The sequence below is a fragment of the Streptomyces sp. NPDC047079 genome, assembly GCF_040643755.1.
Classification (GTDB): domain Bacteria; phylum Actinomycetota; class Actinomycetes; order Streptomycetales; family Streptomycetaceae; genus Streptomyces.
The window spans coordinates 88,955-113,258 of sequence record NZ_JBEYUZ010000002.1 but is presented as its reverse complement, the minus strand read 5'-3'; the positions used below and the strand labels follow the sequence as shown (position 1 = coordinate 113,258).

General features: G+C 70.9%; 24 protein-coding genes. 20 read left to right on the top strand and 4 right to left on the bottom strand.

From position 1 onward, the window contains the following. Positions 1 to 14: 14 nt before the first annotated feature. Positions 15 to 1,700, bottom strand: coding sequence for a glycoside hydrolase family 18 protein (locus tag ABZ823_RS03025; protein ID WP_361653653.1), 1,686 nt, complete (start codon positions 1,698 to 1,700; stop codon positions 15 to 17). Positions 1,701 to 2,050: 350 nt separating this feature from the next. Between ABZ823_RS03025 and ABZ823_RS03020 the strand changes: the two genes are divergently transcribed. From ABZ823_RS03020 to ABZ823_RS02950, 15 genes are all read left to right on the top strand, one after another. Beyond that, positions 2,051 to 2,911, top strand: a complete 861-nt coding sequence (locus ABZ823_RS03020) for a hypothetical protein (RefSeq protein WP_361653041.1) — start codon at positions 2,051 to 2,053, stop codon at positions 2,909 to 2,911. Between the two features lie 94 nt (positions 2,912 to 3,005). Beyond that, positions 3,006 to 3,719, top strand: a complete 714-nt coding sequence (gene cpaB / locus ABZ823_RS03015; RefSeq protein ID WP_361653039.1) for a Flp pilus assembly protein CpaB — start codon at positions 3,006 to 3,008, stop codon at positions 3,717 to 3,719. Positions 3,720 to 3,824: 105 nt separating this feature from the next. Further along, positions 3,825 to 5,438: an AAA family ATPase gene (locus ABZ823_RS03010; RefSeq protein WP_361653037.1), complete on the top strand. Its 1,614-nt coding sequence runs from the start codon at positions 3,825 to 3,827 to the stop codon at positions 5,436 to 5,438. After that, positions 5,435 to 5,836: a TadE family protein gene (locus ABZ823_RS03005; protein WP_361653035.1), complete on the top strand. Its 402-nt coding sequence runs from the start codon at positions 5,435 to 5,437 to the stop codon at positions 5,834 to 5,836. Before ABZ823_RS03010 ends, ABZ823_RS03005 begins: the two co-directional genes overlap by 4 nt. 17 nt (positions 5,837 to 5,853) lie before the next feature. Continuing rightward, complete coding sequence (locus tag ABZ823_RS03000) at positions 5,854 to 7,194, top strand: CpaF family protein (protein WP_361653033.1); 1,341 nt, start codon at positions 5,854 to 5,856, stop codon at positions 7,192 to 7,194. Positions 7,195 to 7,219: 25 nt separating this feature from the next. Continuing rightward, positions 7,220 to 8,167 carry a type II secretion system F family protein gene (locus ABZ823_RS02995; RefSeq protein WP_361653031.1) on the top strand — a complete coding sequence of 316 codons (948 nt, stop codon included), beginning with the start codon at positions 7,220 to 7,222 and terminating at the stop codon, positions 8,165 to 8,167. Positions 8,168 to 8,180: 13 nt separating this feature from the next. After that, complete coding sequence (locus ABZ823_RS02990) at positions 8,181 to 9,089, top strand: DUF5936 domain-containing protein (RefSeq protein ID WP_361653029.1); 909 nt, start codon at positions 8,181 to 8,183, stop codon at positions 9,087 to 9,089. Beyond that, a complete protein-coding gene (locus ABZ823_RS02985) occupies positions 9,086 to 10,390 on the top strand; it encodes a histidine kinase (protein ID WP_361653027.1) in 1,305 nt (434 codons plus the stop codon). The genes ABZ823_RS02990 and ABZ823_RS02985 overlap by 4 nt, the downstream gene beginning before the upstream one ends. Next, positions 10,383 to 11,114, top strand: a complete 732-nt coding sequence (locus ABZ823_RS02980) for a response regulator transcription factor (protein WP_361653025.1) — start codon at positions 10,383 to 10,385, stop codon at positions 11,112 to 11,114. Before ABZ823_RS02985 ends, ABZ823_RS02980 begins: the two co-directional genes overlap by 8 nt. A gap of 323 nt (positions 11,115 to 11,437) precedes the next feature. Further along, a complete protein-coding gene (locus ABZ823_RS02975; protein ID WP_361653651.1) occupies positions 11,438 to 12,046 on the top strand; it encodes a pilus assembly protein TadG-related protein in 609 nt (202 codons plus the stop codon). Between the two features lie 15 nt (positions 12,047 to 12,061). Beyond that, positions 12,062 to 12,652 (top strand): hypothetical protein, encoded by a 591-nt coding sequence (locus ABZ823_RS02970; protein WP_361653023.1) that lies wholly within the window; start codon positions 12,062 to 12,064, stop codon positions 12,650 to 12,652. 6 nt (positions 12,653 to 12,658) lie between these two features. Next, the gene (locus ABZ823_RS02965) at positions 12,659 to 13,303 is read left to right on the top strand and encodes an OmpA family protein (protein WP_361653021.1); all 645 of its coding nucleotides are present in this window, start codon (positions 12,659 to 12,661) and stop codon (positions 13,301 to 13,303) included. A gap of 101 nt (positions 13,304 to 13,404) precedes the next feature. Then, positions 13,405 to 13,980 (top strand): dihydrofolate reductase family protein, encoded by a 576-nt coding sequence (locus tag ABZ823_RS02960; RefSeq protein WP_361653019.1) that lies wholly within the window; start codon positions 13,405 to 13,407, stop codon positions 13,978 to 13,980. A gap of 40 nt (positions 13,981 to 14,020) precedes the next feature. Further along, the gene (locus ABZ823_RS02955; RefSeq protein WP_361653017.1) at positions 14,021 to 14,893 is read left to right on the top strand and encodes an LLM class flavin-dependent oxidoreductase; all 873 of its coding nucleotides are present in this window, start codon (positions 14,021 to 14,023) and stop codon (positions 14,891 to 14,893) included. A 93-nt stretch (positions 14,894 to 14,986) separates the two neighbouring features. Next, complete coding sequence (locus tag ABZ823_RS02950; protein ID WP_361653015.1) at positions 14,987 to 15,769, top strand: class I SAM-dependent methyltransferase; 783 nt, start codon at positions 14,987 to 14,989, stop codon at positions 15,767 to 15,769. A 167-nt stretch (positions 15,770 to 15,936) separates the two neighbouring features. Here the strand turns inward: ABZ823_RS02950 and ABZ823_RS02945 are convergent, their stop codons facing one another. Continuing rightward, entirely contained in the window at positions 15,937 to 16,272 is a 336-nt protein-coding gene (locus tag ABZ823_RS02945) for a DUF192 domain-containing protein (protein WP_361653013.1), read from the bottom strand. A 650-nt stretch (positions 16,273 to 16,922) separates the two neighbouring features. Between ABZ823_RS02945 and ABZ823_RS02940 the strand changes: the two genes are divergently transcribed. From ABZ823_RS02940 to ABZ823_RS02925, 4 genes are all read left to right on the top strand, one after another. Then, positions 16,923 to 17,696: an isoprenyl transferase gene (locus ABZ823_RS02940; protein WP_361653011.1), complete on the top strand. Its 774-nt coding sequence runs from the start codon at positions 16,923 to 16,925 to the stop codon at positions 17,694 to 17,696. A gap of 322 nt (positions 17,697 to 18,018) precedes the next feature. Then, positions 18,019 to 19,344 (top strand): PhoH family protein, encoded by a 1,326-nt coding sequence (locus ABZ823_RS02935; protein ID WP_361653009.1) that lies wholly within the window; start codon positions 18,019 to 18,021, stop codon positions 19,342 to 19,344. A gap of 396 nt (positions 19,345 to 19,740) precedes the next feature. After that, positions 19,741 to 20,457, top strand: a complete 717-nt coding sequence (locus ABZ823_RS02930; protein WP_361653007.1) for a transglycosylase SLT domain-containing protein — start codon at positions 19,741 to 19,743, stop codon at positions 20,455 to 20,457. A 172-nt stretch (positions 20,458 to 20,629) separates the two neighbouring features. Then, positions 20,630 to 21,964, top strand: coding sequence for an AI-2E family transporter (locus ABZ823_RS02925; protein WP_361653005.1), 1,335 nt, complete (start codon positions 20,630 to 20,632; stop codon positions 21,962 to 21,964). Between the two features lie 112 nt (positions 21,965 to 22,076). On the opposite strand, the gene ABZ823_RS02920 is transcribed toward ABZ823_RS02925, so the two are convergent. After that, positions 22,077 to 22,610, bottom strand: a complete 534-nt coding sequence (locus tag ABZ823_RS02920; protein ID WP_361653649.1) for an alkyl hydroperoxide reductase — start codon at positions 22,608 to 22,610, stop codon at positions 22,077 to 22,079. Between the two features lie 4 nt (positions 22,611 to 22,614). Next, positions 22,615 to 23,169, bottom strand: coding sequence for a peroxiredoxin (locus tag ABZ823_RS02915; protein ID WP_361653003.1), 555 nt, complete (start codon positions 23,167 to 23,169; stop codon positions 22,615 to 22,617). A 158-nt stretch (positions 23,170 to 23,327) separates the two neighbouring features. Here ABZ823_RS02915 and ABZ823_RS02910 point away from each other — a divergent pair, with 158 nt between their 5' ends. Beyond that, positions 23,328 to 24,284, top strand: a complete 957-nt coding sequence (locus ABZ823_RS02910; protein WP_361653647.1) for a LysR substrate-binding domain-containing protein — start codon at positions 23,328 to 23,330, stop codon at positions 24,282 to 24,284. The last annotated feature ends 20 nt before the right edge of the window (positions 24,285 to 24,304 follow it).

The window sequence follows — 24,304 nt, the reverse complement described above, 5'->3', positions numbered from 1 at the left end:
TGTCAGGTGAGGAGTCAGGGCAGCGCGTGGACGTGCGGGCCCACCGTGCTGGACCAGGCGTTGCCGGCCGCCGCGTCCCAGTTCGTCGACCAGGCCATGGCGCCCCGCAGGTCGGGATAGGTCTTCGACGGCTTGAAGGAGCCGCAGCTCGTGGCCTTGGCCAGGCAGTCGAGGGCGTTGTTCACCACCGCCGGGGAGACATAACCGCTTCCCGCCCCGCTCGGCGAGGCGGGGACGCCCAGACCCACCTGGGACGGGGACAGTCCGCCCTGGAGCTGGACGCAGGCCAGAGCCGTCAGGAAGTCCACCGAGCCCTGGCTGTAGACCTTGCCGTCACAGCCCAGCATGGAACCGCTGTTGTAGTACTGCGTGTTGACGACCGTGAGGATGTCCTTGACGTTCAGCGCCGTCTGGAAGTAGGCGCTCGACGTCGACTGCATGTCGATCGTCTGCGGGGCCATCGTGATGACCAGCGACGATCCCGCCTTCGACGACAGTTGCCGCAGCGCCTGCGTCATGTACGTGGCGTTCAGACCGTTCTCCAGATCGATGTCCACGCCGTCGAAGCCGTACGTCTGCATCAGCGAGTAGACCGAGTCGGCGAAGTTCGCCGCCGACGCCGCGTCGCTCACCGACACCGTGCCGTTTTGCCCGCCGACCGAGACGACCACCTTCTTGCCGGCCGCGTGCTTGGCGGCGATGTCCGCCTTGAACCGGTCCACCGTGTAGCCGCCGAGGCCGGAGGAGTCCAGGGTGAAGGACACCGCGCCCGGCGTGCTCGTCGCGTCCGCGAACGCCACCGCGATGATGTCGTACTGCGACGGCACGTCCGAGAGCTTCTGCACCGTCGCGCCGTTGTTGAAGTTCTGCCAGTAGCCCGTCACCGCGTGCTTCGGCAGTCCCCCGCCTCCGCCGCCGCCGGACGAGGGGGCGGTCGTGGCCGTCACCGGTGCCGACTTCGGCGACTCGCCCGCCGCGTTCGTCGCCGTCACCTGGAAGGAGTACGACGTCGACGGGGACAGGCCCGTCACCGTGGCCGAGGTGCCGGTCACGGCGGACACCCTGGTACCGCCCTGATAGACGTTGTAGCCCGTCGCGCCCGACACCGTGTTCCAGGACAGGGAGGCCGACGAGGACGTGGTGGAGGAGACCGCGAGACCCGTGGGGGCCGCGGGCAGGGTGGGTGACGGGTCGCCCCCGCCGCCCCCGTCCGGGCCGAACACCGACACGTCGTCCGCGTAGTACGCCGCCTGGCCGTACCAGCCGTGCAGGTACACCCTCACCGAGGTCGTAGCGGCGCCGGTGGTGAAGGTCGTCGACAGCTGCTTCCAGCTCGGCGAGTCCGGCGTCCACGTCGAGACGTCCGTCGTGCCGGTGCCCGTCGCGCCCAGGTAGGTGTAGCCGCCCTGCACCCACGCGCTCAGCGTGTACGTCGAGTTGGGCCTGACCGCCACGGTCTGGGTGCACTGCGCGTTGTCCTGGCCCGCCGGGGCGGCCTTCAGCGCGGCCGTGCCGCCGTGCACCGGGGACGGCACCGTCGTACCGCTGCCGGCCGAACAGGTCCAGTCGGCGAGGCCGGACTCGAAGCCGGCGTTCTTCGCGTTGTTCAGGTCCGCGGCGGCCGCGTGCCCGGCGCCCAGGAAGGTGAGGGCGAGGGCGGCGACGGCGGCCCCGGCCAGGGTCCGTCTGCGGCGGAGCATGCCTGGTACGCGGTCCACTTGGGCCTCCGATGGGGGAGAGGGCAGGGGGGAGGGAGGGCACTGCGGAACGGTGGCCACCGCCTGATGAGATGAATTTGGTCCAGACCAATTCGGATGTCAAGGCCTCCGGCGCCGCCAACGCCCTTGGCCGAGCGCCGAGTTGCGGCATATGCGCCTACTCTGTGTGGATCATGCTCGCACCTTCGGTGAGATGATCTTCCGGATTCGGTGTTGAGCGGGGCATGCCGTGGATATGGTGCTGTTGCAGGACGATGCAAGAGGACGTCACAGGGGCCAACTGAGGCGGTGGTCGACCACCCCGCCGCAGTGAACGGGGTGGTGTTGCAGCCGTGCCGACCGCGATAGCCGTCACCAGTCCCGACCTGGTGCTCCCACCGCTCGACCGGCAGACGCCGCCCGCCGCGGTCCAGCCCCAGCCCACGCTCGAGCAGTCCCTGAACGGCATGCACGCCCTCATCGAGCAGCACGGGTACGTCATCGCGCTGCACGCCGCGTCGGGCGACGACCCGGCCGTCCAGCGGCTGCGCACCGTGCGCTCGGTCCTGGAGAGCGACCGCATCGCGCTGCTCGGCCTCGATCTGCCCCCGCTCGGGCTCGCCCTGCTCGCCCAGCAGCTACGCCGGCTGTCGGTCTGTGACTTCAGCCCGGGCGTACTGGCGTCGTCCGCACGGCTGCTCGCCCACTACGTCTACGCCGGTGCCCTCCTCGGCTCGGTCGCGAAGCTCGACCGCGTGCCCGTCTCGCTCGCCGCACACGCCAAGTCCTGGGCCTCGAACTCCCAGTTCGCCGTACTCGCACATCCCCGGCCGCAGCTCGTCCGCGTCGGGCAGGGGGAGTTACCGGGCCCTGAGTTCGGCACCCGGATGGTCGTCGCCTCCGGCCAGCCGCCCTCGGACTGGGTCACCGCCTCCCTCGCGCCCGCATGGCGCGTGCAGGGTGTGGCGACCGTGCCCCTGCCGAAGGACTCCGGGCGCTGGTGGGGGACCCAGCGGCTCGTGGAGTTCGCCGCGGGCCTGCACGACGTGTCCGTGCTCTACCAGCTCGTCTCGTCCGTACGACGCGAGGTGTGCCACTGGTGCGGCCTCGAACTCATCGGAGACCGCTGCGGCTTCTGCGCCGCACCCCTGCCGCCGCCCCCCGAACAGCAGCCGGTCGCCGCCGCCCGCGCACTGCCGCGGGGCGGCACATGAGCCCCGTGCGCACCACCGCTTGACCGCTGACCGTCCCCCTGGCCGGACAGCGGACCGCCCGACCGCTCGGCACGTCCCTTCGAGGTGAGATGTAGTGAACGCACGCCAGCGCCGCGGCGTCATCCTGCTGGTGCTCTCGGCGCTCGCCGCCGTCGGCGCCTTCGCCGGAGTCCTGTCGGTGATCCGCGACGTGAACTCGAAGGTGGGGCCGGAGGTCACGGCGTACCGGCTCAAGGGCGACATCCCGCCGTACCAGCCGCTGACGGCCGACCGGTTCCAGCAGATCTCCATGCCCCGGCGCTGGCTGCCCGCGACCGCGGTCACCAGCCTCTCGCAGATCCGCGGCAAGATCGCCGTGACCCGGCTGGAGAAGGGATCGCTGCTCCAGAGCGACATGATCGTCGACCGGCCCGCCCTCCAGGCGGGACAGCAGGAGATCGCGATCATGATCGACGCGTCCACCGGTGTGGCCGGCAAGATCGACCCCGGCTCGCGGGTCAACATCTACGCGACCTTCAAGGCGCAGAACGACAAGAGCAAGGACGAGTCCAAGGTCATCGTGACCAATGCCCGCGTCCTCGACGTCGGCAGGCTCACCGCCCTCGACCCGCAGCAGTCCAGCGACGAGCGCCGCCGCAACGCCACCGAAGCCGTCCCCATCACCTTCGCGCTCGACACGGCGGACGCCCAACGGGTCGCGTACGCCGAGTCGTTCGCCGAACACGTCCGGCTCGCCCTGGTCGCGGGCGGCTCCCAGACCACGGTCACGCCCGGCGACCGCACGTACACCCTCGACCAGGACAAGTAGGAGGCCACGCATGAGGTCCGTCCCGGTCCCCGGCGGTCCCGTCCGCAGCGGTCCCGCCCCCGGCGGCACTGTTCTCGGCGGTCCCGTCCTCGGGAGGTTGCGCCGATGACCATCCGCATCCTCCCCGCCGTCGGCGACCCCGACGCGATGCGCGCGCTCACACCCCTGATCGGCCAGCTCCCCGACGCCGAGCCCGCCCAACCCGTGCAGGACTCCACCGCCCTGCTCGACACCCTGGCGCGGCTGGCCGGCGAGTCCCTCGACGAACTGCCGGAGGTCGTGCTCGTCCACGAGCGGATCGGACCGGTCCCCGCGCTCGACCTGATCCGGGACCTGGTGATGCGGTTCCCGGCGGTCGGGGTCGTCCTCGTCACCGCCGACACGAGCACGGGCGTCCTCACCGCCGCTATGGACTCCGGCGCCCGCGGCATCGTCCCCCTCCCTCTCGGCTACGACGCCCTCGCCGAACGCGTCCAGGCCGCCGCCGCCTGGTCCGCAGGGATGCGCCGCCACCTGGGCAGCGGGGCCCCCGAGGTGTACACCGGCCCCGGCGGGACCGTGGTGACGGTGACCGGCGCGAAGGGCGGTGTCGGCGCGACGGTCACGGCCGTTCAACTGGCCCTCGCGGCACGGGCGTCGGGCCGTACGGTCGCCCTGGTCGACCTCGACCTCCAGTCCGGCGACGTCGCCTCGTACCTGGACGTGCAGTTCCGGCGCTCGGTCGCCGACCTCGCCGCGATCACGGACATCAACCCCCGGGTCCTCCAGGACGCCGTCTACGCCCACGACAGCGGTGTCGGGCTGCTGCTCGCCCCCGCCGAGGGCGAACGCGGCGAGGAGGTCACCGACCGGGTGGCCCGCCAGGTCATCGGCGCGCTGCGCTCCCGCCACGACGTGGTGATCGTCGACTGCGGCGCCCAGATGAACTCCGCGACCGCCGCGGCCGTCGAGGTCGCCGACCAGGCGCTGCTGCTCGTCACCCCGGACGTGGTCGCGGTCCGCGCCGCCAAGCGGATGGTGCGCCTGTGGGACCGGCTCCAGATCCGCAAGGCCGAGGAGACGCTCACGGTCGTCAACCGCCACTCACGCGGTACGGAGATCCAGCCGGCCCTCGTCGAACGCATCACCGGCACCAGGGTGGCCCGCGCCGCGGTCCCCGCGTCCTTCAAGGAGCTTCAGTCGGTCGTGGACGCCGGGCGCCTCCAGGACCTCGACGCCCGCTCCACGGTGAAGCAGGCGCTCTGCGCACTGGCGGCCGAACTGGGCCTGGTGACGGCGCAGGAGGGCGGGGGCGGACGGCGGCGGAAGGCGCCGTCGGACCGGGGAGCGCTGACCCTGTGGCGCAAGGGCGGGGACCGCGGCGCGGTCACCCTGGAGTTCGCCGGGATGTTCCCGCTGCTGCTGGTCGTGATGGCACTGCTGTGGGAGTGCGTCCTGTACGGCTACACGTACTCGCTGGCGGGCAACGCGGCAGACGAGGCGGCGCGCGCGGCCACGGCGGCCTATGCCGTGCACGGCGATGTGGCGGCGGCGTGCCGGTCGGCGGGGGCCGCGCATCTGCCGGGCGCCTGGAGCGGCGCGGACATCCACTGCGGGCAGGAGGGGCCGGTGATGAAGGCGACGATACGGGCGGACGTCCCCCTGTTCTTCCCGGGCGTCGTCCCGGGCTGGCCGGTGGAGGGAAGCGCGGGCGCGGCGCTGGAGGGGAACGGCCGATGAGGGCTCTTCCGCGCCGTACGGCGATCCCCCGGGGGCGGCGAACGCGCCGCTGCGACGACCGGGGCGTCTCCATGCTGGAATTCGCCGGCTTCCTTCCCATCCTCCTGGTCATCGGGATGGCCGCCATCCAGCTCGGCCTCATCGGCTACGGCATCAACCAGGCCGGCACCGCCGCCCGCGCCGCCGCCCGCGTCGCCTCCCAGAACGGGGACGGCGCCGCGGCGGGCACGGCGGCCGTCAGCGGCTGGCTGCGCCCGAGCGTCTACGCGCCCCGAGGCGCCGGCACGACCACCGCCAGGGTCACCGTCACCGTCCCCTCCGTCATCCCCCTCTTCGACGCCTGGCCCGTGACCCGCCACGCCACCATGCCCAACGACCCCGACTCCGCCACCCCGTAGAGGAGTTGACGACCGGTATGAGTCTGCGCTCCCGTATCGCCGCCCCCGACGACGGCGGAGCCGCCCGCGAGGACGGACACCTCGTCGTGGTCTACCGCGCCAAGCTCCTCGAAGAGATCGACCTCGCCGAGATGTCCGGCCTCGCGGCGGCCGAACGCCGGGTCCGCCTGGAGCGCGTCCTCGGCCACATCATCAGCCGGGAAGGGCCGGTCCTCTCCTCCGCCGAGCGCTCCCAGCTGATCCGCCGGGTGGTCGACGAGGCCCTCGGCCTCGGTGTCCTCGAGCCGCTCCTCGCCGACGCGTCCATCACCGAGATCATGGTGAACGGCCCCGACTCGATCTTCGTGGAGCGGGCGGGTCGCGTCGAACAACTCCCGCTGCGCTTCGCCTCCACCGAGCAGCTGATGCAGACGATCGAACGCATCGTCTCGACGGTCAACCGGCGCGTCGACGAGTCCAACCCGATGGTCGACGCCCGCCTGCCCACCGGCGAACGCGTCAACGTCATCATCCCGCCGCTCGCCCTGACCGGGCCCACCCTCACGATCCGCCGCTTCCCGCGTGCCTACACCCTCCCCGAGCTCATCGGCCTGGGCTCCCTCGACGAGCAGATGCTGATGCTGCTCGCCGCGTTCGTCCGGGCCCGCTTCAACCTCATCGTCAGCGGTGGCACGGGCACCGGGAAGACGACCCTCCTCAACGCCCTGTCGGGGCTCATCCCGGCGCACGAGCGCATCATCACCATCGAGGACTCCGCCGAACTCCAGCTTCAGCAGGAGCATGTGATCCGGCTGGAGTCCCGGCCACCGAACGTCGAGGGCAAGGGCCAGATCACCATCCGCGACCTGGTCCGCAACAGCCTCCGCATGCGGCCCGACCGCATCATCGTCGGTGAGGTCCGCGGCGGCGAGACCCTGGACATGCTCCAGGCGATGTCGACGGGCCACGACGGCTCGCTCGCCACCGTCCACGCCAACTCCGCCGAGGACGCCCTGATGCGGTTGCAGACCCTGGGCTCGATGTCCGAGGTGCTGATCCCGTTCGAGGCGCTCAAGGACCAGATCAACTCGGCGGTGGACGTGGTCGTCCAGCTCGCCCGGTACGCCGACGGCTCCCGCAAGGTGGTCGAGATCGCCCTCGTGGTCTCCCACGGCCGGGAACAGTTCCGCGTCGCCACCGTGTCCCGTTTCGTCCCCCAGCCCCTCGCGGCCGACCGGATCGTCCGCGGCCGCTTCGAGCACCTCCCACTGCCCCGGCCGGTCGCGGAGAAGCTGTACGTCGCCGACGAACCGCTCCCGCCCGCCTTCGGCGTCGCGGAGGCCATCGACCCACTGAACACGCGGCAGGCCCTCGGATGACCCCCGCTCACGTCAGGAGCGCGCCATGAACGACCCCGCCCTCCTCGCCCTCGGCGCCACCGTCCTCACCGGCACGCTCGCCGTCGCGGGCGTCCACCTGTTCGCCTCCGGACGGGCCCAGCGGCAGGCGCTCGTCGACCGGCTCTCCGGCAACCCGGCGGGCCCCCCGCGCACGGCGGCCGGCCGCGTGCGGCGCTTCACCGCCGTCGACCGGCGGCTGCGCCGCACCCGTCTGGGCCGCATCCTCCAGCTGCGCCTGTCGGCCACGGGACTCGATCTGACGCCGGGGGAGTTCTTCACCTACGTCGCCGCCGTCGTCGTCGCGCTCTGGCTGATCGCGGCGTCGACGCTGGCGCCCTTCTTCGGCCCCCTTGCCGCCCTGGTCGGCGTCTGGAGCGCGGCCGTCTTCCTCAACTGGCAGCGCCAGAAACGCATCGAGGCCTTCATCAACCAGCTCCCGGACGTGGCCCGCCTGCTGGCCAACGCCACGGCCGCCGGCCTCGCCCTGCGCACCGCCCTCGCCATGGCCGCGGAGGAACTGGAGGCCCCGGCCGGCGAGGAACTGGCGCGCGTCGCCGACCAGCTGATGCTCGGCCGCTCGATCGACGACGCCCTCGGCGAACTCGCCGAGCGTCTGCCCTCCCGCGAACTGATCGTCCTGGTCACCACGCTCGTCCTCGCCAACAAGGCGGGCGGCTCGGTCGTCAACTCGCTGCGCAACCTCACCCAGACCCTGGAGGACCGCAAGGAGACCCGGCGGGAGGTCCGCACCATGCTGTCCGAGGTCAACGCGACGGCCTTCACGGTACCGCTGCTGGGCCTCGGCTCCCTGGTCCTGGTCAACTCCTCGAACGAGGGCGCCCTCGCCCGTGTCACCGGCTCCCCGCTCGGCCAGGGGCTGGTCCTTGTCGCGCTCGGCCTCTACATGGCCGGCTTCTTCGTCATCCGCCGTCTCGGCAAGATCGAAGTCTGAGGAGGGGCCTGCGATGACCGCCATGACCGGGATGCTGCCCCTGCTCCTCGCCCTGCTGACGGCCGTCTCCGTCACCGGGATCCTCCTCGGCATCCGTATGATCCGCGCCGACGCGAAGCTGCCGAGCGACCTGGCGCTCGCACTGGAGGTGGGCGCCACTCGGGTCTCCAAGGCGGGCTCGGCGGTCGACCGCCTCGGCATGCGGTTCGCCCCGCTCGTGCTGCGCCTCATGGGGCCGCGCCGCGTCGACGCCAAACGCCGCCGCATCGACATGGCCGGGAACCCGGGCGGCCTCACCCTTCAGCGGTACGCCGCACGCCGGGCGGTGTACGGCGTCTTCGGCCTGGTCGTGGGCCTGATGTTCCTCTCGAACGGACAACTGCTCTTCGCCGCGCTCACCTTCGCCTTCGGCCTGCTCGCCGCGGACGCCCTGATCTGGCAGGCCATCCGCGAACGCAAGGAGGTCATCGACCGCACGCTGCCGGACTTCCTGGACGTCCTCGCGGTCGTCGTCTCGGCAGGTCTCGGCTTCCGCCAGGCGCTGGACCGGGTCGCCGAGAAGTACGAGGGGCCCTGGGCGGACGAACTGCGCATCACCCTGCGCCAGATGGACATGGGCGTCAGCCGCCGGCAGGCCTTCGACGAACTGCGCCGCCGCAACTCATCCGAGCAGGTCGCCCAGTTCGTCTCCGCCCTCCAGCAGGGTGAGGAGCTGGGCTCCCCGATCGCGGAGACGCTGATCCAGCTGGCCACCGACATGCGGCGCACGGACGCCCAGAACGCCCGCCGCCGCGCGGCCAAGACGATCCCCAAGGCCACGCTGGTCACCCTGGTCTTCATGCTCCCGGCGACGATGATCCTCATCGCCACGGGCATGTTCCTGGGCGCGGGGACGGATTTCGGTTCGATCCTGGGCCGATGATGCGCAGCCGGACCGGTCACCCCACCCCCGGGTACCTGGAGGACGACGCCCCGCCGCCCGCCAGCGTCCGCCTCCAGCTGGGCGCACTCCAGGCCCTGTGCCGCCAGACCGTGGCCGTACGCCTCGCCATGGTCGTGATCGGAACCCCGTTCGCCCTGTCCCACACGCCCTCCGGCGCCCCCCGCTACGCCGTCCTCGCGGCCGCCGTCCTCGGCGTGATGACGTCGTACGCCCTGCTGCGCGACTGGGACCGCGTCGGCCCGCGCCTGCTCGCGCACCCGACGCTCATGGCGCTGGACCTGCTCTTCGTCGCCACCCTCCTGCTGACCGCGTCCCCGGCCTCCCCGCTCGCCTACGCCACGGTCTGCACACCCCTGCTGTCCGGCCTGCTCTACGGCTGGCGCGGCGCCGGCGTCCTCACCGGTCTGCAACTGGCCGTCGTGCTCGCGGTGTTCCGCGCCTGGGAGCACCGCCCCGGCGCCGGTGTCAGCACCCTCCTCATCGCCGGGTTCTGCGCCGCCGCGGGCGTCATCGGGGTGACCCTGCGCAATCTGATGTTCCGCTTCGGCGCCGCCAGCGAGGCACTGTCGGAGGCGAACGCCCGTCTCGCGGCGACGGAGGCCGTCGAATCCGAACGCGCCCGGCTGGCCCGGGAGATGCACGATTCGGTCACGAAGACCCTGCACGGACTGGCGCTGGCCGCGGAGGCGCTCGCCGCCTCGGCCGAGAACCACGACCCCGCAACGCTCAAGCGCCAGGCGAGACTGGTGGCCGACGCGGCACGCCGCGCCGCGACGGAGTCCCGCGACCTGCTGTCGGACCTGCGCCACCGCACCCACTTCACGACGGGACGCTTGGACCTGGCCGCCGAACTGACCGTGCGGGCACGGCAGTTCTCCGCCCGCGACGGCGCCGAGACCGACCTGAGGCTGCCGGACACCCCGCTGATGCTGCCGTACGCGACGGCCCACGACGTGCTGTCCATCGTCTCCGAGGCACTGGAGAACACCCACCGCCACGCCCGTGCCACCCGCGTACGCATCGAACTCGAAGCCTCCGGCGTCGCGGCGTTCGATCTGCGCATCGGGGACAACGGTGTCGGCCTGCCCCCGACGGCCGTGCCCGAGAACCTGGCGAAAACCGGCCACTTCGGCCTGCTGGGCATGGCGGAACGCGCCGCCTCCCTGCGTGGCCGCCTCCGCCTGGGCCGCTCACCGCTCGGCGGCGCCGAGATCCATCTGCACATCCCCGTTCCCGCCCCCGCTCCCCACCGCCCCCAAGAGGAGGCCGCCCATGCCTGACCAGGCACTTCCCGGTCCGCCGCTGCGCGTCCTCGTGGCCGACGACAACCCGGTCGTACGGGCGGGCCTGACCGCCCTGCTGTCCGTCCACGGTGACATCGACGTGGTGGCGGAGGCGGCCGACGGCGAGCAGGCCCTCGCGTACGCCGCCCGGCACCACCCGGACGTCGTCCTCCTGGACCTCCGTATGCCCGGCACGGACGGCCTGACCGCGCTGCCCCGACTGGCCCGTACGGCCCCCGTGATGATGCTCACGTACAGCGGGGAACCCGAGGTCGTGGCGGAGGCGCTGCGCCGCGGGGCCTCCGGCTATCTCGTGCACGGCGAGTTCACTGCGGCCGAACTGGTCGCCGCGGTGCGGGATCTGCGGCAAGGGCGCCACCCTGTCTCGTCTTCGCTCGGAGTTTCCTACGAACCGAAACGAAGCACTTCGCACCTGCAACCGCCTGTGGCACATTCGTCGAAGGCTCGGCCCGCCCGCACGGGGGGCCTGCGGCGCCGTGCCGCGGGATGGCTGGACTTCGGCCTGAGCTCCAGGGAGGTGGAGGTCATGGATCTCATCGCGGCCGGCATGAACAACCGGCAGATCGCCGCCGCCTGCTTCATCAGCGAGAAGACGGTCAAGAACCACATCAACCGCATCTTCGCGAAGCTGCACAGTTCTTCGCGCAGCGAGGCGATCGCCCACTGGCTGGGGACGGCCCGGGAGGGGTGGAGCCGATGACCCGTCCGGCGTACGGAAGTTGGGCCCCTGGACCCACTCCCGGTGAGGACGCTTTCACGTACGGTGCGTGGGTTGGTCGTAGCCGCATCGGGCGGGAGGGCAGGGGCCGTGGTGACAAGGACGAGGCACAGGATCGGCACGTGGAAGCGGACCGTGGCATCCCGGATGCGGGGGGCCGGACGGGATGCGGGGGCCGGGTTCGTGGAGTACGCCGGGCTGATGATCATCATTGCCGGGATCTTCACAATGATCGACGGCCTCGGACTCGACGGCGCGATCTCGGGGGCGATCATGAATGCGGTGACCAACGTCATCGGCGGCGGCTGACCCCTCCACGCCGACTCACAGACAGCGGACAGACGCTCCCCCTCTACATCTGGCTAACGGGGATCCTGCTGTTCGCCGCGATCGCTTTCTTCGTCTTCGCCCAAGCAGCGTCCGCCCGCAATGGAGCTCAATCCGCGGCGGACGCTGCTGCGTTGGCAGCCGCACAGGACTCTCGCCAGGAGTTGATGGCGGGCCTGCAGGGCGCCATCGGAAAGAATGACGACTGGCTGAAGTGGCTTCGAGGCGAAGGCCTCCAGGGCACGGGAGCGAGCGCCGCGGCCGAGCGGCTGGCCGCCGACAACGACTCGACCGTACAGGGCGGCGCCGTCCCCACCACCGTCAATGGCTTTCCCGGATACCAGGTGGAGATCGAGACCCGCTACACGGTGGGGAAGTCCATCATTCCGGGCACGGAGACACGGCACGCGAGGGCCGAGGCCGTCGCGGTGATTGAACCGCGCTGCATCGTCCCGTCGGACGCCGATCCGAAAAAGCCCGTCCATCTCGACTGTGACGGCCAGTCCGTGGACGTCGACCCCGCACATTTTGGTTCGGACGACCTTCCTGACGCGTCCGTGCTGTTCTCTGTGCATCTGGCCAAATGAAAGGAAGCCGTACCGATGGACTTTCCGCGCACCATGAGGGGCCGCAGGGTGCTGAGCGCGGTCGCGATCACGACCGGGCTGGTCCTCACGGTGGCCGGTTGCGGTGGGGGAAGTGACGGTAAGTCGGACAAGGGAGCATCGGCTTCGTCGGCACCCGCCCGAAGCGGTGGCGGCGACCAGGAGCAGTCCCAGGCGCCTCAGCCGGACACGGTACTCGCCGAGGTCAAGGGAGAGAACGGACTGGCGCTGACGGTGACCTCCGCGAAACGTGACAACGGGGGCTTCGTCACCGTCGAAGGGACCGTCACTAACAACACGGGCACGCTCTGGGTGGCTGCGAGCTGGCGCGGTGACGAGCGGGAGCTGGCCAGGAACGGTGGATCCATCGCCGGGGCCAGCCTGATCGATCAGAAGGGCAAGAAGAAGTACCTGATCCTCCGCGACACCTCGGGACGCTGCCTCTGCACGCAGTTCACCGGCGGAGTCAGGGAAGGGGCGACCGCGCAATGGTTCGCCCAGTTCCCCGCCCCACCCGAAGGCACCGACACCGTCGACTTCCAGGTCGGTGCCATGCCCCCCGCCTCCATCGAACTCTCCCGGGGGTGAACGGCCATGCCCCTCCCCCTCCGTGCCGTCACCGCCCTCTCCCTCCTCACCGTGCTGGGGCTCGCCGGTGGCCCCCCGGCCGCCGCCGATGACAGTCCCAGCGCGCCCCCCGGTACCGTCACCACCTCGCCGCCACCGACCGTCGACCCCGGCAGCCCGGGGCTGAAGCTCTCCGACGGGGCCACCCTCGCGCCGGCCAAGGTGCTCGACATCAAGTCCGTCGTGGAGGACCTCGGCGGTGAGGAGCGCCGTGAGGACACCAACGAGAACGTCACGTTCGCGCTCCAGGCGGAGGTGCTGTTCCCCAAGGACAGCAACAAGCTGAACCCGGAGGCCCGCTCCCGCATCGACGCCATCGCGGACGAGATAAGGAAGCAGAGCGCCACGAACGTCCGCGTCTTCGGCTTCACCGACAACCTGGGCTCGTACGCCCATGGCCTGGTCCTCTCCAGGAAGCGCGCGGAGGCGGTCCACGACCGGCTGGCCGCGCGCCTGGGCGGGACCGTCACCTTCGAGGTGCGCGGCTACAGCGAGGACTACCCGATCGCCGACAACTCCACGGAGGAGGGGCGCCGCAAGAACCGCCGCGTGGAGGTGTCGTTCCCCAGGGGGGAGCCCTCCTCGGGTTCGGCGGGTACCGCCGGGGGCTGAGCTCCGGGTGCGAATCACCCGGAGCAGCCTCCCCCTGCGCGCGGCGCCGCTGCGCGATGCTCGTGCCGTCCGGATGGTCGGCGTCGGAACCGGGAGCTGCCATGAGAAAGATCGTCCTGATGATGTCCATGTCCCTGGACGGCTTCATCGAGGGCCCGAACCGTGAGATCGACTGGCACCTTGTCGACGACGAACTGCACCAGCATTTCAACGACGTGCTGAAGGAGATGGGCGCGTTCCTGAACGGGCGTGTCACCTACGAGCTCATGGCCGATTTCTGGCCCACCGCGGACGCCGATCCGCACCGCTCGGGGCCGATGATGGAGTACGCCCGGATCTGGCGGAACATGCCGAAGGTCGTGTTCTCCCGGACGCTCCAGCACGCGGGCTGGCACACCACCATCGTCAGGGAGGTCGTGGTGGAGGACGTCCTCGCGCTCAAGGCGCAGGAGGGCGGCGACCTCGCGCTCGGCGGTGCCGCACTGGCCGCCGAGTTCCTGCGGCACGACCTGGTGGACGAGTTCCGGGTGTACGTCCATCCGATCCTCGTCGGCCGCGGGCAGCGCCTCTTCGCCGAGTCCGACGAGCTGACCGCCCTGCGCCTCATCGACTCCCGCCGGTTCGGCAACGGTGTCGTGCTGCTGCACTACGAGCGCCCCAGGGAAGGCGGCCGTTAAAGGTGTTGTGCGCTCCGGGCCCGCTCGGTAGGAAGGCCGCATGACTGGACTCGGTGCCTTGTTCCGGCCGCAACTGCCCCCCGAGCGGCTGCACGCGTTGGCCCGGCTGGCCGACGAGTCGGCCCTCGAGGAGCTGTGGCTGTGGGAGGACTGCTTCCTGGAAGGGGGCGTCTCGGCCGCGGCCGCCGCGCTCGCCTGGACCGAGCGGCTGCGCGTGGGCATCGGACTGCTGCCCGTCCCGCTGCGGAACGTCGCGGTCACCGCGATGGAGGCCGCCACGCTGGAGCGCATGTTCCCGGGCCGGGCGGTCCTCGGCGTCGGGCACGGCGTCCAGAGCTGGATGGGACAGGTCGGCGCCCGTGCCGAGTCGCCCCTGACGCTGTTGCGCGAGTACCTCGACGCCCTGCGGGCCCTGCTCCGCGGCGAGCGCGTCACCACGGACGGGCGGTATGTGAGGCTCGACGCCGTCGCGCTGGACTGGCCGCCCGCGGAGCCGGTCCGCGTTCTCGCCGGGGCCACCGGACCGCAGTCGCTGCGGCTTTCCGGGCAGGCGGCGGACGGGACGGTCCTGACCGCGTCCACCACGGCTGAGGGCGTACGGCGGGCCCGCGCCCTCATCGACGACGGGCGGGCGGCGGCCGGCCGTACCGACCCCCACCACGTCGTCGTCTACCTGCTCACCGCCACCGGCCCGGACGCTGCTGCCCGCCTCAGGGCCGAGCTCGACGCGACGGGCCTGGGTTCCGTGCCGGACCTCGGTGTCGCGGGGGACGCGGGCGCCGTCGCCAAGGCCGTCCGGCGGCTGGCGGAGGCGGGTGCCGACACGGTGGTCCTCCAGCCCACGGGCGACGAGCCGGACCCCGAGGGCTTCGTACGGTTCGCGGCCGGGGAAGTCCGCCCGCTGGTGCCGTAGTCCGCCCCTCGGCGGTGCCAGGCAGGAGCCTGGGCGGTCCCGACGCCGTTATTCGGTCGCGCCCCCGGGCCGGGCGCTGAAAGCATCGCCCGTGTGAGCGGCGACCGTACGTTCGAAGAACTCGTCCGGGAAGCCGTCGACGCCTCCGTCGACGGCTGGGACTTCTCATGGTTCGAGGGAAGGGCGACGGAGGAGCGGCCACCGTGGGGTTACGCGCGTTCGATGGCGGAGCGGCTCGCGCGCGCCTCCGCCGCGCTCGACATCCAGACCGGCGGAGGAGAGGTCCTGGCCTCGGCCCCGACCCTGCCGCCGGTCACCGCCGCCACCGAGGGCTGGCCGGCCAACGTCGCCCGGGCCACCGCCCTGCTCCATCCGCGTGGTGCGGTGGTCGTCGCCTCGCCCGAGGACGCGCCGCTGCCCTTCGCGGACGCCGCCTTCGACCTCGTCACCAGCCGGCACCCGGTGCGGACGTACTGGCGTGAGATCGCTCGTGTCCTGCGCCCCGGCGGCACGTACTTCTCGCAGCAGGTCGGCCCGGCGAGCGCGTTCGAGGTCGTCGAGTACTTCCTCGGGCCGCAGCCGGAGGAGGTCCGCGGCGCGCGGGATCCCAGGCACGCGCGGGCAGAGGCCGAAGCGGCCGGTCTCGAGGTCGTCGACCTCCAGGAGGCCCGGCTGCGTATGGAGTTCCACGACATCGGCACGGTCGTCCACTTCCTGCGCAAGGTGATCTGGATGGTGCCCGATTTCACCGTGGAGCGGTACGAGCCCCGTCTGCGGTCCCTGCACGAGCGGATCCGCTCCGAGGGACCCTTCGTCGCCCACAGCACCCGCTTCCTGGTCGAGGCCCGTAAACCCGGGGCACAGGAGTCCCCGTGAGGGGGCGAGCGCCCGGGGTTTCCACATCGTTATCGAGCGCGGCTCGCGTCGCCCGTGCGGCTCACGTTAAGTTCAGACCAAGGTAATTCGCGTGAGCAAAGCTGCGCGGGCGGTACCGCGCAGTGGAGGGGGCTGCGCGGTGCCCTGCTCCCGGGGCCGACGCGCCGTCAGACGTCCCGAAGGGCGATGCGGCTTCCGCGTCGTACGCCCCAGTGCTCCATCGCTCCGGCCTCCGCCTCCAGAACGTGGCGCGCCCACGGACGAGGCAGGCCGATCCGCCCCGGCCGCATGCTCCTCACCGCCACCACCCGCAGGTTCCGGTCCAGATACGCGACGTCGATCGCGAACCGCATCCCCAGGGTGTGCACCGCGCCGGCCGGGCTGAGCAGCAACGCGCCCTCGATCCCCTCGCGTCCGAGCAGCCCGCGCCGCCGGTCGCGCGCCGACCGGGCGACCTCCAGGGGTACCGGTGCGATCGCCTCCGCCGTCGTGAACGTGGCCATGGCGGCCACGTTAGCGGCGGCGTCAAGTTGCCGTTCCTCGCGCGGGTCACCCACCTGGAGTACGCCGCACGGTGTCCTCACTTGCCCCACCATGCTACGCACATCCCTTAGATCCCCTTGGATCCCTCGGGATTCGGCCGGTTTTCCTTGGAATCCCCCGTGATTCGGCCATGATTCGGTGCGGAATCAACGCCTCCGGGGCCACCAGGGCGTCGCCGGATGATTTCGGAGAGTAGTTGTGGCCCGCCAATGCAGGCGCCGGCCCTTACGAAGGGTTATGGTGGAAACCCCCCCTCGGGCCGGTCCGTCTCCCCCCCACGGACCGGCCCGTTTCTCTTGCCCCCTCCGGCGCCCCTGGGCCGGCCCCGGCCGCCCTCGGCAGGGCAGGGCATGACCCGCCCTTCGGCCGGGAAACCGTATGAGCGTGGCGCACCCACCGACCCCCGCGCCGGGCGTGCGCATCGCGCCCGGCGGCCCGGAAGAGGCGATTGCGGAGCCGCCGTTCACCGGTGCGGCGCCGGGGCGGGCCGCCGACACCTGTGGGCGGAGCCCCGGTTGTGCGGGGGTAGGCTTCGCCTCCGGGGGCCGCCATCCGACGGGAGCGCACCCGCCCGCACCTGTCTGATCCGCACGGAGGGGCTGACAATCACGTGAACCTGCGCGACAAGCTGCGCGGCCTGCTGGTCAGGTTGTACGCACGCCGGGTGGAAGGCCACCTGGACCACGCTCAGGTGCCCAAGCACATCGGCGTCATCATGGACGGCAACCGGCGCTGGGCGAAGGCGGCGGGCTCCACCACGGCACAGGGCCACCAGGCCGGCGCGGACAAGATCGAGGAGTTCCTCGGCTGGTGCGCCGAGACGGACGTCGAGGTCGTCACCCTCTGGCTGATGTCGACGGACAACCTGAACCGGCCGAAGGAGGAGCTGGTCCCGCTCCTGGGCATCATCGCGGACACCGTGCGCTCGCTCGCCGCCGACGGCCGCTGGCGTGTGCACCACGTCGGCGCGCGCGACATCGTGCCCGCGCATGTGCAGACCGCGCTGAAGGAGGCCGAGGAGGCCACGGCGCACATCGACGGGATACTCGTGAACGTCGCCGTCGGGTACGGGGGCCGCCAGGAGATCGCCGACGCCGTCCGCTCGATGCTCCTCGAGGCCCACGAGAAGGGCACCTCGATGGAGGACCTCGCCGAGTCAGTGGACGTGGACCTGATCGGCCGGCACCTCTACACCAGCGACCAGCCGGACCCCGACCTCGTCATCCGGACCAGCGGCGAGCAGCGGTTGTCCGGTTTCATGCTGTGGCAAACGGCCCATTCGGAGTACTACTTCTGCGAGGTCTTCTGGCCGGCCTTCCGCAAGGTCGACTTCCTGCGCGCACTGCGTGACTACGCGGCGCGACACCGCCGCTACGGCGGCTGAGCACCCCCCGGTCACCCGATCGGGTGCCCGCCGGGAGGGGGACGTCACGAGGAGTTCACCGGGGCGCCGCCGTACGCCCTGGCATGGCAGCGCGTGTTCGAGGGCATAAACGAAACAGGTCGACACCCGAACCACGGGTGTCGTATCTCAGCGGGCGGCTCGGGGTCGTCCGCCCGGGAGGCCCTTTGCACCAGCCCGACCGTGCGGTCACCGTACGGAGGAAGCGGCGGAGGGCCGGTTCCCGGCCCGTGCATCGAGGCCGGCAACCGGTCCAGTTCCTTCTCGTCGCTCCCCGACCTCATCCGAGGGGGTACGTCCTTCCGTGGTGACCAGCACAAAGCGCCGCAAGCTCGACCGGCGCACCTACGTTCTCGACACCAGCGTCCTGCTGGCCGACCCGAATGCCATGAGCCGCTTCGAAGAGCACGAGGTCGTGCTCCCGGTGGTCGTGGTCACGGAGCTGGAGGCCAAGCGGCACCATCCCGAACTCGGCTACTTCGCCCGGCAGGCCCTGCGCCTGCTCGACGACTACCGGGTGCGGTACGGCCGTCTCGACGCCCCCCTTCCGATCGGGGACCTCGGCGGGACCCTCCGGGTCGAGCTCAACCACTCGGACCCCAGCGTGCTGCCCACCGGCTACCGCCTGGGTGACAACGACTCCCGCATCCTCGCGGTCGCCCGCAACCTCCAGGCGGAGGGGTTCGACGTCACCGTCGTGTCGAAGGACCTCCCGCTGAGGATCAAGGCGTCCTCGGTCGGGCTGCTCGCCGAGGAGTACCGCGCGGAGCTGGCCATCACGGACTCCTCCGGCTGGACCGGCATGTCCGAACTGACCCTTTCGGCCGAACAGGTGGACATCCTCTTCGAAGAGGGGCACGTGCATGTCCCCGAGGCCGCCGACCTGCCCGTGCACACCGGCCTGACGATCCAGTCGGAGCGGGGCAAGGCACTGGGCCGTGTCACGGCGGAGGGCGACGTCCGTCTCGTGCGCGGGGACCGGGAGGCGTTCGGCATCAAGGGCCGTAGCGCCGAGCAGCGGATCGCCCTGGACCTGCTGCTGGACCCGGACGTGGGGATCGTGTCGATGGGCGGCCGGGCCGGGACCGGCAAGTCCGCGCTGGCGCTGTGCGCGGGCCTGGAGGCGGTGCTCGAGCGCCGGCAGCACCAGAAGGTGATGGTCTTCCGGCCGCTGTACGCGGTCGGCGGGCAGGAACTCGGCTATCTGCCCGGCACCGAGGCCGAGAAGATGAGCCCCTGGGCGCAGGCGGTCTTCGACACGCTGTCCGCGGTCACCACCCGCGAGGTCATCGAAGAGGTCACCGCGCGCGGGATGCTGGAGGTCCTCCCGCTCACACACATCCGCGGCCGTTCGCTGCACGACGCCTTCGTGATCGTGGACGAGGCCCAGTCCCTCGAACGGAATGTGCTGCTGACCGTTCTGTCCCGGATCGGAGCGAATTCCCGGGTCGTTCTGACGCATGACGTGGCCCAGCGGGACAACCTGAGGGTGGGCCGGTACGACGGAGTCGTCGCCGTCGTGGAGAAACTGAAGGGGCATCCGCTTTTCGCGCACGTCACGCTGACGCGGTCCGAGAGGTCCCAGATCGCGGCCCTTGTGACCGAAATGCTCGAAGAGGGGCAGATCTGAACCCCACGTCCAACGTGAGGTAATCACCCACCCATTGGCGCCGCCCGGCAAAGGTCCAGAGCCTAGCCGGGCGGCGCTTTGGTGTGCGGCTATTTCCGTGAATCCCTTGGGCCAAACGAGGTGTGAGCTTTCACACTCAGCGCAGAATTGCCACCCGGCGTCCGGTTACGGCAGAGTCTCACTCCTGTCAGGCCCCGCATACGACACAGCTGTGCCCCCAGCGGTACTGCACAACCGAAGCACCAGAACTCCATAGAGCCGTCGTATGCCGCCCGAGCACCATGCGGCGCTTCCTTCACGGAAGTTGCCCACCGGGCCCGTGCCTCCCGTGACCCCGCAGTTGGGAGGCCAGCGTCAGGGGCACGATTGCGTCCGCCAGGGTCACCGAAGCGGGCGATGCTGGAAGGAAACCGTGTGAGCCGGATTTCGGTCCGGGGATTCGCAGTGGCCTCGGCCACGGCGGTCACCGCTGTCGGCGCCGTCACCGGTGTTGCCTCGGGCAGCACTGGACAGCCCTCGATCGACGCCGAGGCGACGGCCAGCGAGACGACGCTCCTCGCGGACATACCCGCGGGACAACAGGCCCAGGTGCAGACCGCGTCGCTGACGCAGCAGGCCGACGCCCAGGCCATCGCCGCGGACGCGAGCGCCAAGAAGGACGCCGAGGAGGCGGCCCGCAAGCAGGCGGCCGCGGACGCGGTGGCCAAGCAGAAGGCCGCTCAGGCGGCCGAAGAGGCGGCCAAGGCCCGCAAGGAGGCCGAGGCCAAGGCCAGCCGCGACGCGAGTCGTGACGTGTCCAGCTTCCCGGTCCAGAGCTCCTACTCGGTCGCGCAGATCCAGGCGATGGCGCGTCAGATGGTGGGGGCCGGTCAGTTCCAGTGCTTCAGCAACATCGTCGACCACGAGTCGAGCTGGAACTACCGGGCGGTCAACGCCTCCTCCGGCGCCTACGGTCTCTTCCAGGCTCTGCCCGGCTCCAAGATGTCGTCCGTCGGCGCCGACTGGCAGACCAACCCGGCCACGCAGATCAAGTGGGGCCTCAACTACATGAACGGCCGGTACGGCAGCCCGTGTGAGGCCTGGTCGTTCTGGCAGGCCAACCACTGGTACTGAGCCGCTGGTCCGCCCGCGGCCGGTCACTCAACCTCACGCAGCCCCTCACCGTCTATGGGTGAGGGGCTACGGCCGTTTACGGCCACCGGCGCCCGCCATGTACGGTCTGAGACGACGACTCCAGGGGGGAGTGGTGGGAGGCACCCGGGGACACGGGGGAAGAGGACGGATCATGTCGCAAGTGCCAGGCTGGCTGGCTCGGATCGGGAGCGGGCTCACCCACATGAGTGAGCGGCTGGACGAGCGCCGCGCCGAGGTGGCGAAGGAGCACACCGAGCCCGACCCACCCCCCGCGGTGGACCACGTGCCGCCGCCGGCGCCCGCCGCGCAACAGCCGCGCCCGCACCCCGTGGAGGCGGTGCCGTGGGGTGTGCGGGTCGCGGCCGAGGCGGGCTGGCGGGTGCTCGTCCTCGCGGGCACGGTCTGGGTGCTGATGCGGGTCATCAGCGCCGTGCAGCTGGTGGTGCTCGCGTTCGTGTGCGCGCTGCTCATCACGGCGCTGCTCCAGCCGACCGTGGCGCGACTGAGGCGTCACGGTGTGCCGCGGGGGCCGGCGACCGCGCTGACCGCCATCCTCGGCTTCGTCATCATGGGGCTGATCGGGTGGTTCGTGACCTGGCAGGTCATGGAGAACATCGACTCGCTGTCCAACCAGATCCAGGACGGCATCGACGAGCTGCGCAAGTGGCTGCTGCACAGCCCCTTCCACGTCACGGACAAGCAGATCAACGAGATCGCGAAGAACCTGCGGGAGGCGATCGGCGCCAACACCGACCAGATCACCTCGGCGGGCCTCGAGGGCGTGACGGTGATCGTGGAGGCGCTGACCGGCATCCTCCTGACGATGTTCTCCACCCTCTTCCTGCTCTACGACGGCAGGCGCATCTGGGAGTGGACGCTGAAGCTGGTGCCGGCCGCGGCGCGGCCGGGAGTCGCGGGCGCGGGTCCACGGGCGTGGCGCACGCTGACCGCGTATGTGCGCGGCACGGTGATCGTGGCCCTGATCGACGCGATCTTCATCGGCCTGGGGATCTACTTCCTGAACGTCCCCATGGCCGTGCCGCTCGCCGTGTTCATCTTCCTGTTCTCCTTCATCCCCCTGGTGGGTGCGGTGGCATCGGGCGCGCTGGCGGTGGTGGTGGCGCTGGTGACGCAGGGCGTCTTCACCGCCATCATGACGCTGGTCGTGGTGCTCGCCGTCCAGCAGATCGAGGGCCACGTCCTGCAACCGTTCATCCTGGGCCGGGCGGTGCGGGTCCACCCGCTGGCGGTGGTGCTGTCGGTGACGACCGGCGGGATGGTCGCCGGGATCGGCGGAGCCGTGGTGGCCGTACCGCTGGTGGCGGTCACGAACACCGTGGTGGGCTATCTGCGGTCGTACGCGAGCGGCTTGGTGGCGCCGCCCGGCCAGCGGACGGACGACGGCTCGACGGCGCACGCGGACCCGGAGGAACCACCGATGGAGGAACCGCCGATGGAGGAAGCCTCCGCGTCGCCGTCCGCGTAGCGGCCGGGTGCTTCCGGCGCGCCGCGCGGGCATGCGAAAAGGGGCCCGCACCCGGCCGATGCCGGGTGCGGGCCCCTTCGCGTGCGGCCGCTGCTCGGCCGCGGTCAGGCCATCACTCGGCCAGGACCGCCTCCGCGTCCAGCGTCACGCCGACCGCCTGGACCACCGAAGCGATCTTGAAGGCCTCCTGGATGACCTCACGCTCGAGGCCCGCCTTGCGGAGGACCTGCTCGTGGGAGTCCAGGCACATACCGCAGCCGTTGATCGCGGACACGGCGAACGACCACAGCTCGAAGTCGACCTTGTCGACCCCCGGGTTGCCGATGACGTTCATCCGCAGACCCGCGCGCAGGTTGCCGTACTCGTGGTCCGAGAGCAGGTGGCGCGTGCGGTAGAAGACGTTGTTCATCGCCATGACGGCAGCCGCGGACTTGGCCGCGGTGTACGCCTCGGGCGTGAGGTTCGCCTTCGCCTCGGGCTCCAGCTCACGCAGCACGATCGGCGAGCGCGAGGCGATCGCCGTCGCCAGCACCGTGCCCCACAGCTGCTGGGCCGGCAGGTCCGAGTTGCCGATGACCGAGCCCAGGTTGAGCTTCAGGTCCTTGGCGTAGTCCGGCAGGGCGTTCTTGAGCGAGTCCAGGGACATCGGGTCACTCACCAGCCAGCAGCTTGACCGGGTCCAGGGTCTCGTCGCCCTTGCTCCAGTTGCAGGGGCAGAGCTCGTCGGTCTGGAGGGCGTCCAGGACCCGCAGGACCTCCTTCGGGTTCCGGCCGACGGAGCCCGCGGTCACCATGGTGAACTGGATCTCGTTGTTCTGGTCCACGATGAAGACGGCGCGCTGCGCGAAGCCGTCCTCACCCTCGATGCCCAGGGCGCGCATCAGCTCGTGCTTCGAGTCGGCCATCATCGGGAACGGCAGCTCACGCAGGTCCGGGTGGTCCTTGCGCCAGGCGTGGTGCACGAACTCGGAGTCGCCGGAGAAGCCGAGGATCTGGGCGTCACGGTCGGCGAACTCGTCGTTGAGCTTGCCGAAGGCCGCGATCTCGGTCGGGCACACGAAGGTGAAGTCCTTGGGCCATGCGAAGACGATCTTCCACTTGCCCTCGTAGGTCTTGTGGTTGATCTGCTCGAACTCCTTGCCCGTCTCCAGCGAGACGCAGGCGGTCAGGTCGAACTCGGGGAACTTGTCACCGACAGTGAGCACGCGCTCTCCTTGCAGCACAGAAACACCTCTGAGGCAAGGTGTTTCTCATGGGTTGGACGATTCCGATCCTGGCACAGGGTCGATTGATTCGGGAAATAGCTACACTCGGTCATGTTGATCGGTGAGGACTATCAGTGACCATCAGTAAGGGGTATGCCATGGCCGGTGCCAAGCCCCATGGGCGCCGCCAGCCCAGTCTCGCCCAGCTGCGGGCCTTCGCCGCCGTCGCGGAGCACCTCCACTTCCGGGACGCCGCCGCCGGGATCGGCATGAGCCAACCCGCGCTGTCGGGCGCCGTCTCCGCCCTGGAGGAGGTGCTCGGCGTCACACTGCTGGAGCGCACCACCCGCAAGGTGCTCCTCTCGCCCGCCGGCGAGCGTCTCGCCGTACGGGCCAAGGCGGTGCTGGACGAGGTCGGCGCGCTCATGGAGGAGGCCGATGCCGTCCGGGCGCCCTTCACCGGGGTACTGCGGCTCGGGGTGATCCCGACCGTAGCGCCGTACCTGCTGCCCACCGTCCTCGAGCTCGTCCACGACCGCTATCCGGACCTCGACCTCCAGGTCCACGAGGAGCAGACCGCCAACCTGCTCGACGGACTCACCAGCGGCCGCCTGGACCTGCTGCTCCTCGCCGTGCCCCTGGGAGTGCCCGGTGTCGTCGAACTTCCCCTCTTCGACGAGGACTTCGTGCTCGTCACCCCGCTCGGCCACTGGCTCGGCGGACGGGAGGGGATACCCCGGGAGGCGCTGCGCGAGCTGAATCTGCTGCTCCTGGACGAGGGGCACTGCCTGCGGGACCAGGCCCTCGACATCTGCCGGGAGGCCGGCCGTGAGGACGCGCCCGTGACCACGACCGCCGCCGGTCTGTCCACCCTCGTCCAGCTCGTGGCCGGCGGCCTCGGCGTGACCCTGCTGCCGCACACCGCCCTCAAGGTGGAGACCACCCGCAGCAACCAGCTCCTGACCGGCTACTTCGCGGACCCGGCCCCGACCCGCCGCGTCGCCTTGGCGATGCGCGCGGGAGCCGCCCGGGGCGCCGAGTACGAGGAGCTGGCCCAGGCGCTGCGGGGCGCCCTGCGCCCACTGCCGGTACGGGTGCTCGAAGCCGATGCCTGACCGCCCCCGGGCGGCCCGCC

Excerpts from the sequence above, each read along its gene's own strand:
- ABZ823_RS02955 (WP_361653017.1), top strand. The coding sequence starts at position 14,021 with ATGACTGGACTCGGTGCCTTGTTCCGGCCGCAACTGCCCCCCGAGCGG.
- ABZ823_RS02925 (WP_361653005.1), top strand. The coding sequence starts at position 20,630 with ATGTCGCAAGTGCCAGGCTGGCTGGCTCGGATCGGGAGCGGGCTCACC.
- ABZ823_RS03005 (WP_361653035.1), top strand. The coding sequence starts at position 5,435 with ATGAGGGCTCTTCCGCGCCGTACGGCGATCCCCCGGGGGCGGCGAACG.
- ABZ823_RS02930 (WP_361653007.1), top strand. The coding sequence starts at position 19,741 with ATGCTGGAAGGAAACCGTGTGAGCCGGATTTCGGTCCGGGGATTCGCA.
- ABZ823_RS02970 (WP_361653023.1), top strand. The coding sequence starts at position 12,062 with ATGGACTTTCCGCGCACCATGAGGGGCCGCAGGGTGCTGAGCGCGGTC.
- ABZ823_RS02965 (WP_361653021.1), top strand. The coding sequence starts at position 12,659 with ATGCCCCTCCCCCTCCGTGCCGTCACCGCCCTCTCCCTCCTCACCGTG.
- ABZ823_RS02980 (WP_361653025.1), top strand. The coding sequence starts at position 10,383 with ATGCCTGACCAGGCACTTCCCGGTCCGCCGCTGCGCGTCCTCGTGGCC.
- ABZ823_RS03010 (WP_361653037.1), top strand. The coding sequence starts at position 3,825 with ATGACCATCCGCATCCTCCCCGCCGTCGGCGACCCCGACGCGATGCGC.
- ABZ823_RS02990 (WP_361653029.1), top strand. The coding sequence starts at position 8,181 with ATGACCGCCATGACCGGGATGCTGCCCCTGCTCCTCGCCCTGCTGACG.
- ABZ823_RS02995 (WP_361653031.1), top strand. The coding sequence starts at position 7,220 with ATGAACGACCCCGCCCTCCTCGCCCTCGGCGCCACCGTCCTCACCGGC.
- ABZ823_RS02910 (WP_361653647.1), top strand. The coding sequence starts at position 23,328 with ATGGCCGGTGCCAAGCCCCATGGGCGCCGCCAGCCCAGTCTCGCCCAG.
- ABZ823_RS02945 (WP_361653013.1), bottom strand. The coding sequence starts at position 16,272 with ATGGCCACGTTCACGACGGCGGAGGCGATCGCACCGGTACCCCTGGAG.
- ABZ823_RS03000 (WP_361653033.1), top strand. The coding sequence starts at position 5,854 with ATGAGTCTGCGCTCCCGTATCGCCGCCCCCGACGACGGCGGAGCCGCC.
- ABZ823_RS02960 (WP_361653019.1), top strand. The coding sequence starts at position 13,405 with ATGAGAAAGATCGTCCTGATGATGTCCATGTCCCTGGACGGCTTCATC.
- ABZ823_RS03025 (WP_361653653.1), bottom strand. The coding sequence starts at position 1,700 with ATGCTCCGCCGCAGACGGACCCTGGCCGGGGCCGCCGTCGCCGCCCTC.
- ABZ823_RS02920 (WP_361653649.1), bottom strand. The coding sequence starts at position 22,610 with ATGTCCCTGGACTCGCTCAAGAACGCCCTGCCGGACTACGCCAAGGAC.
- ABZ823_RS02985 (WP_361653027.1), top strand. The coding sequence starts at position 9,086 with ATGATGCGCAGCCGGACCGGTCACCCCACCCCCGGGTACCTGGAGGAC.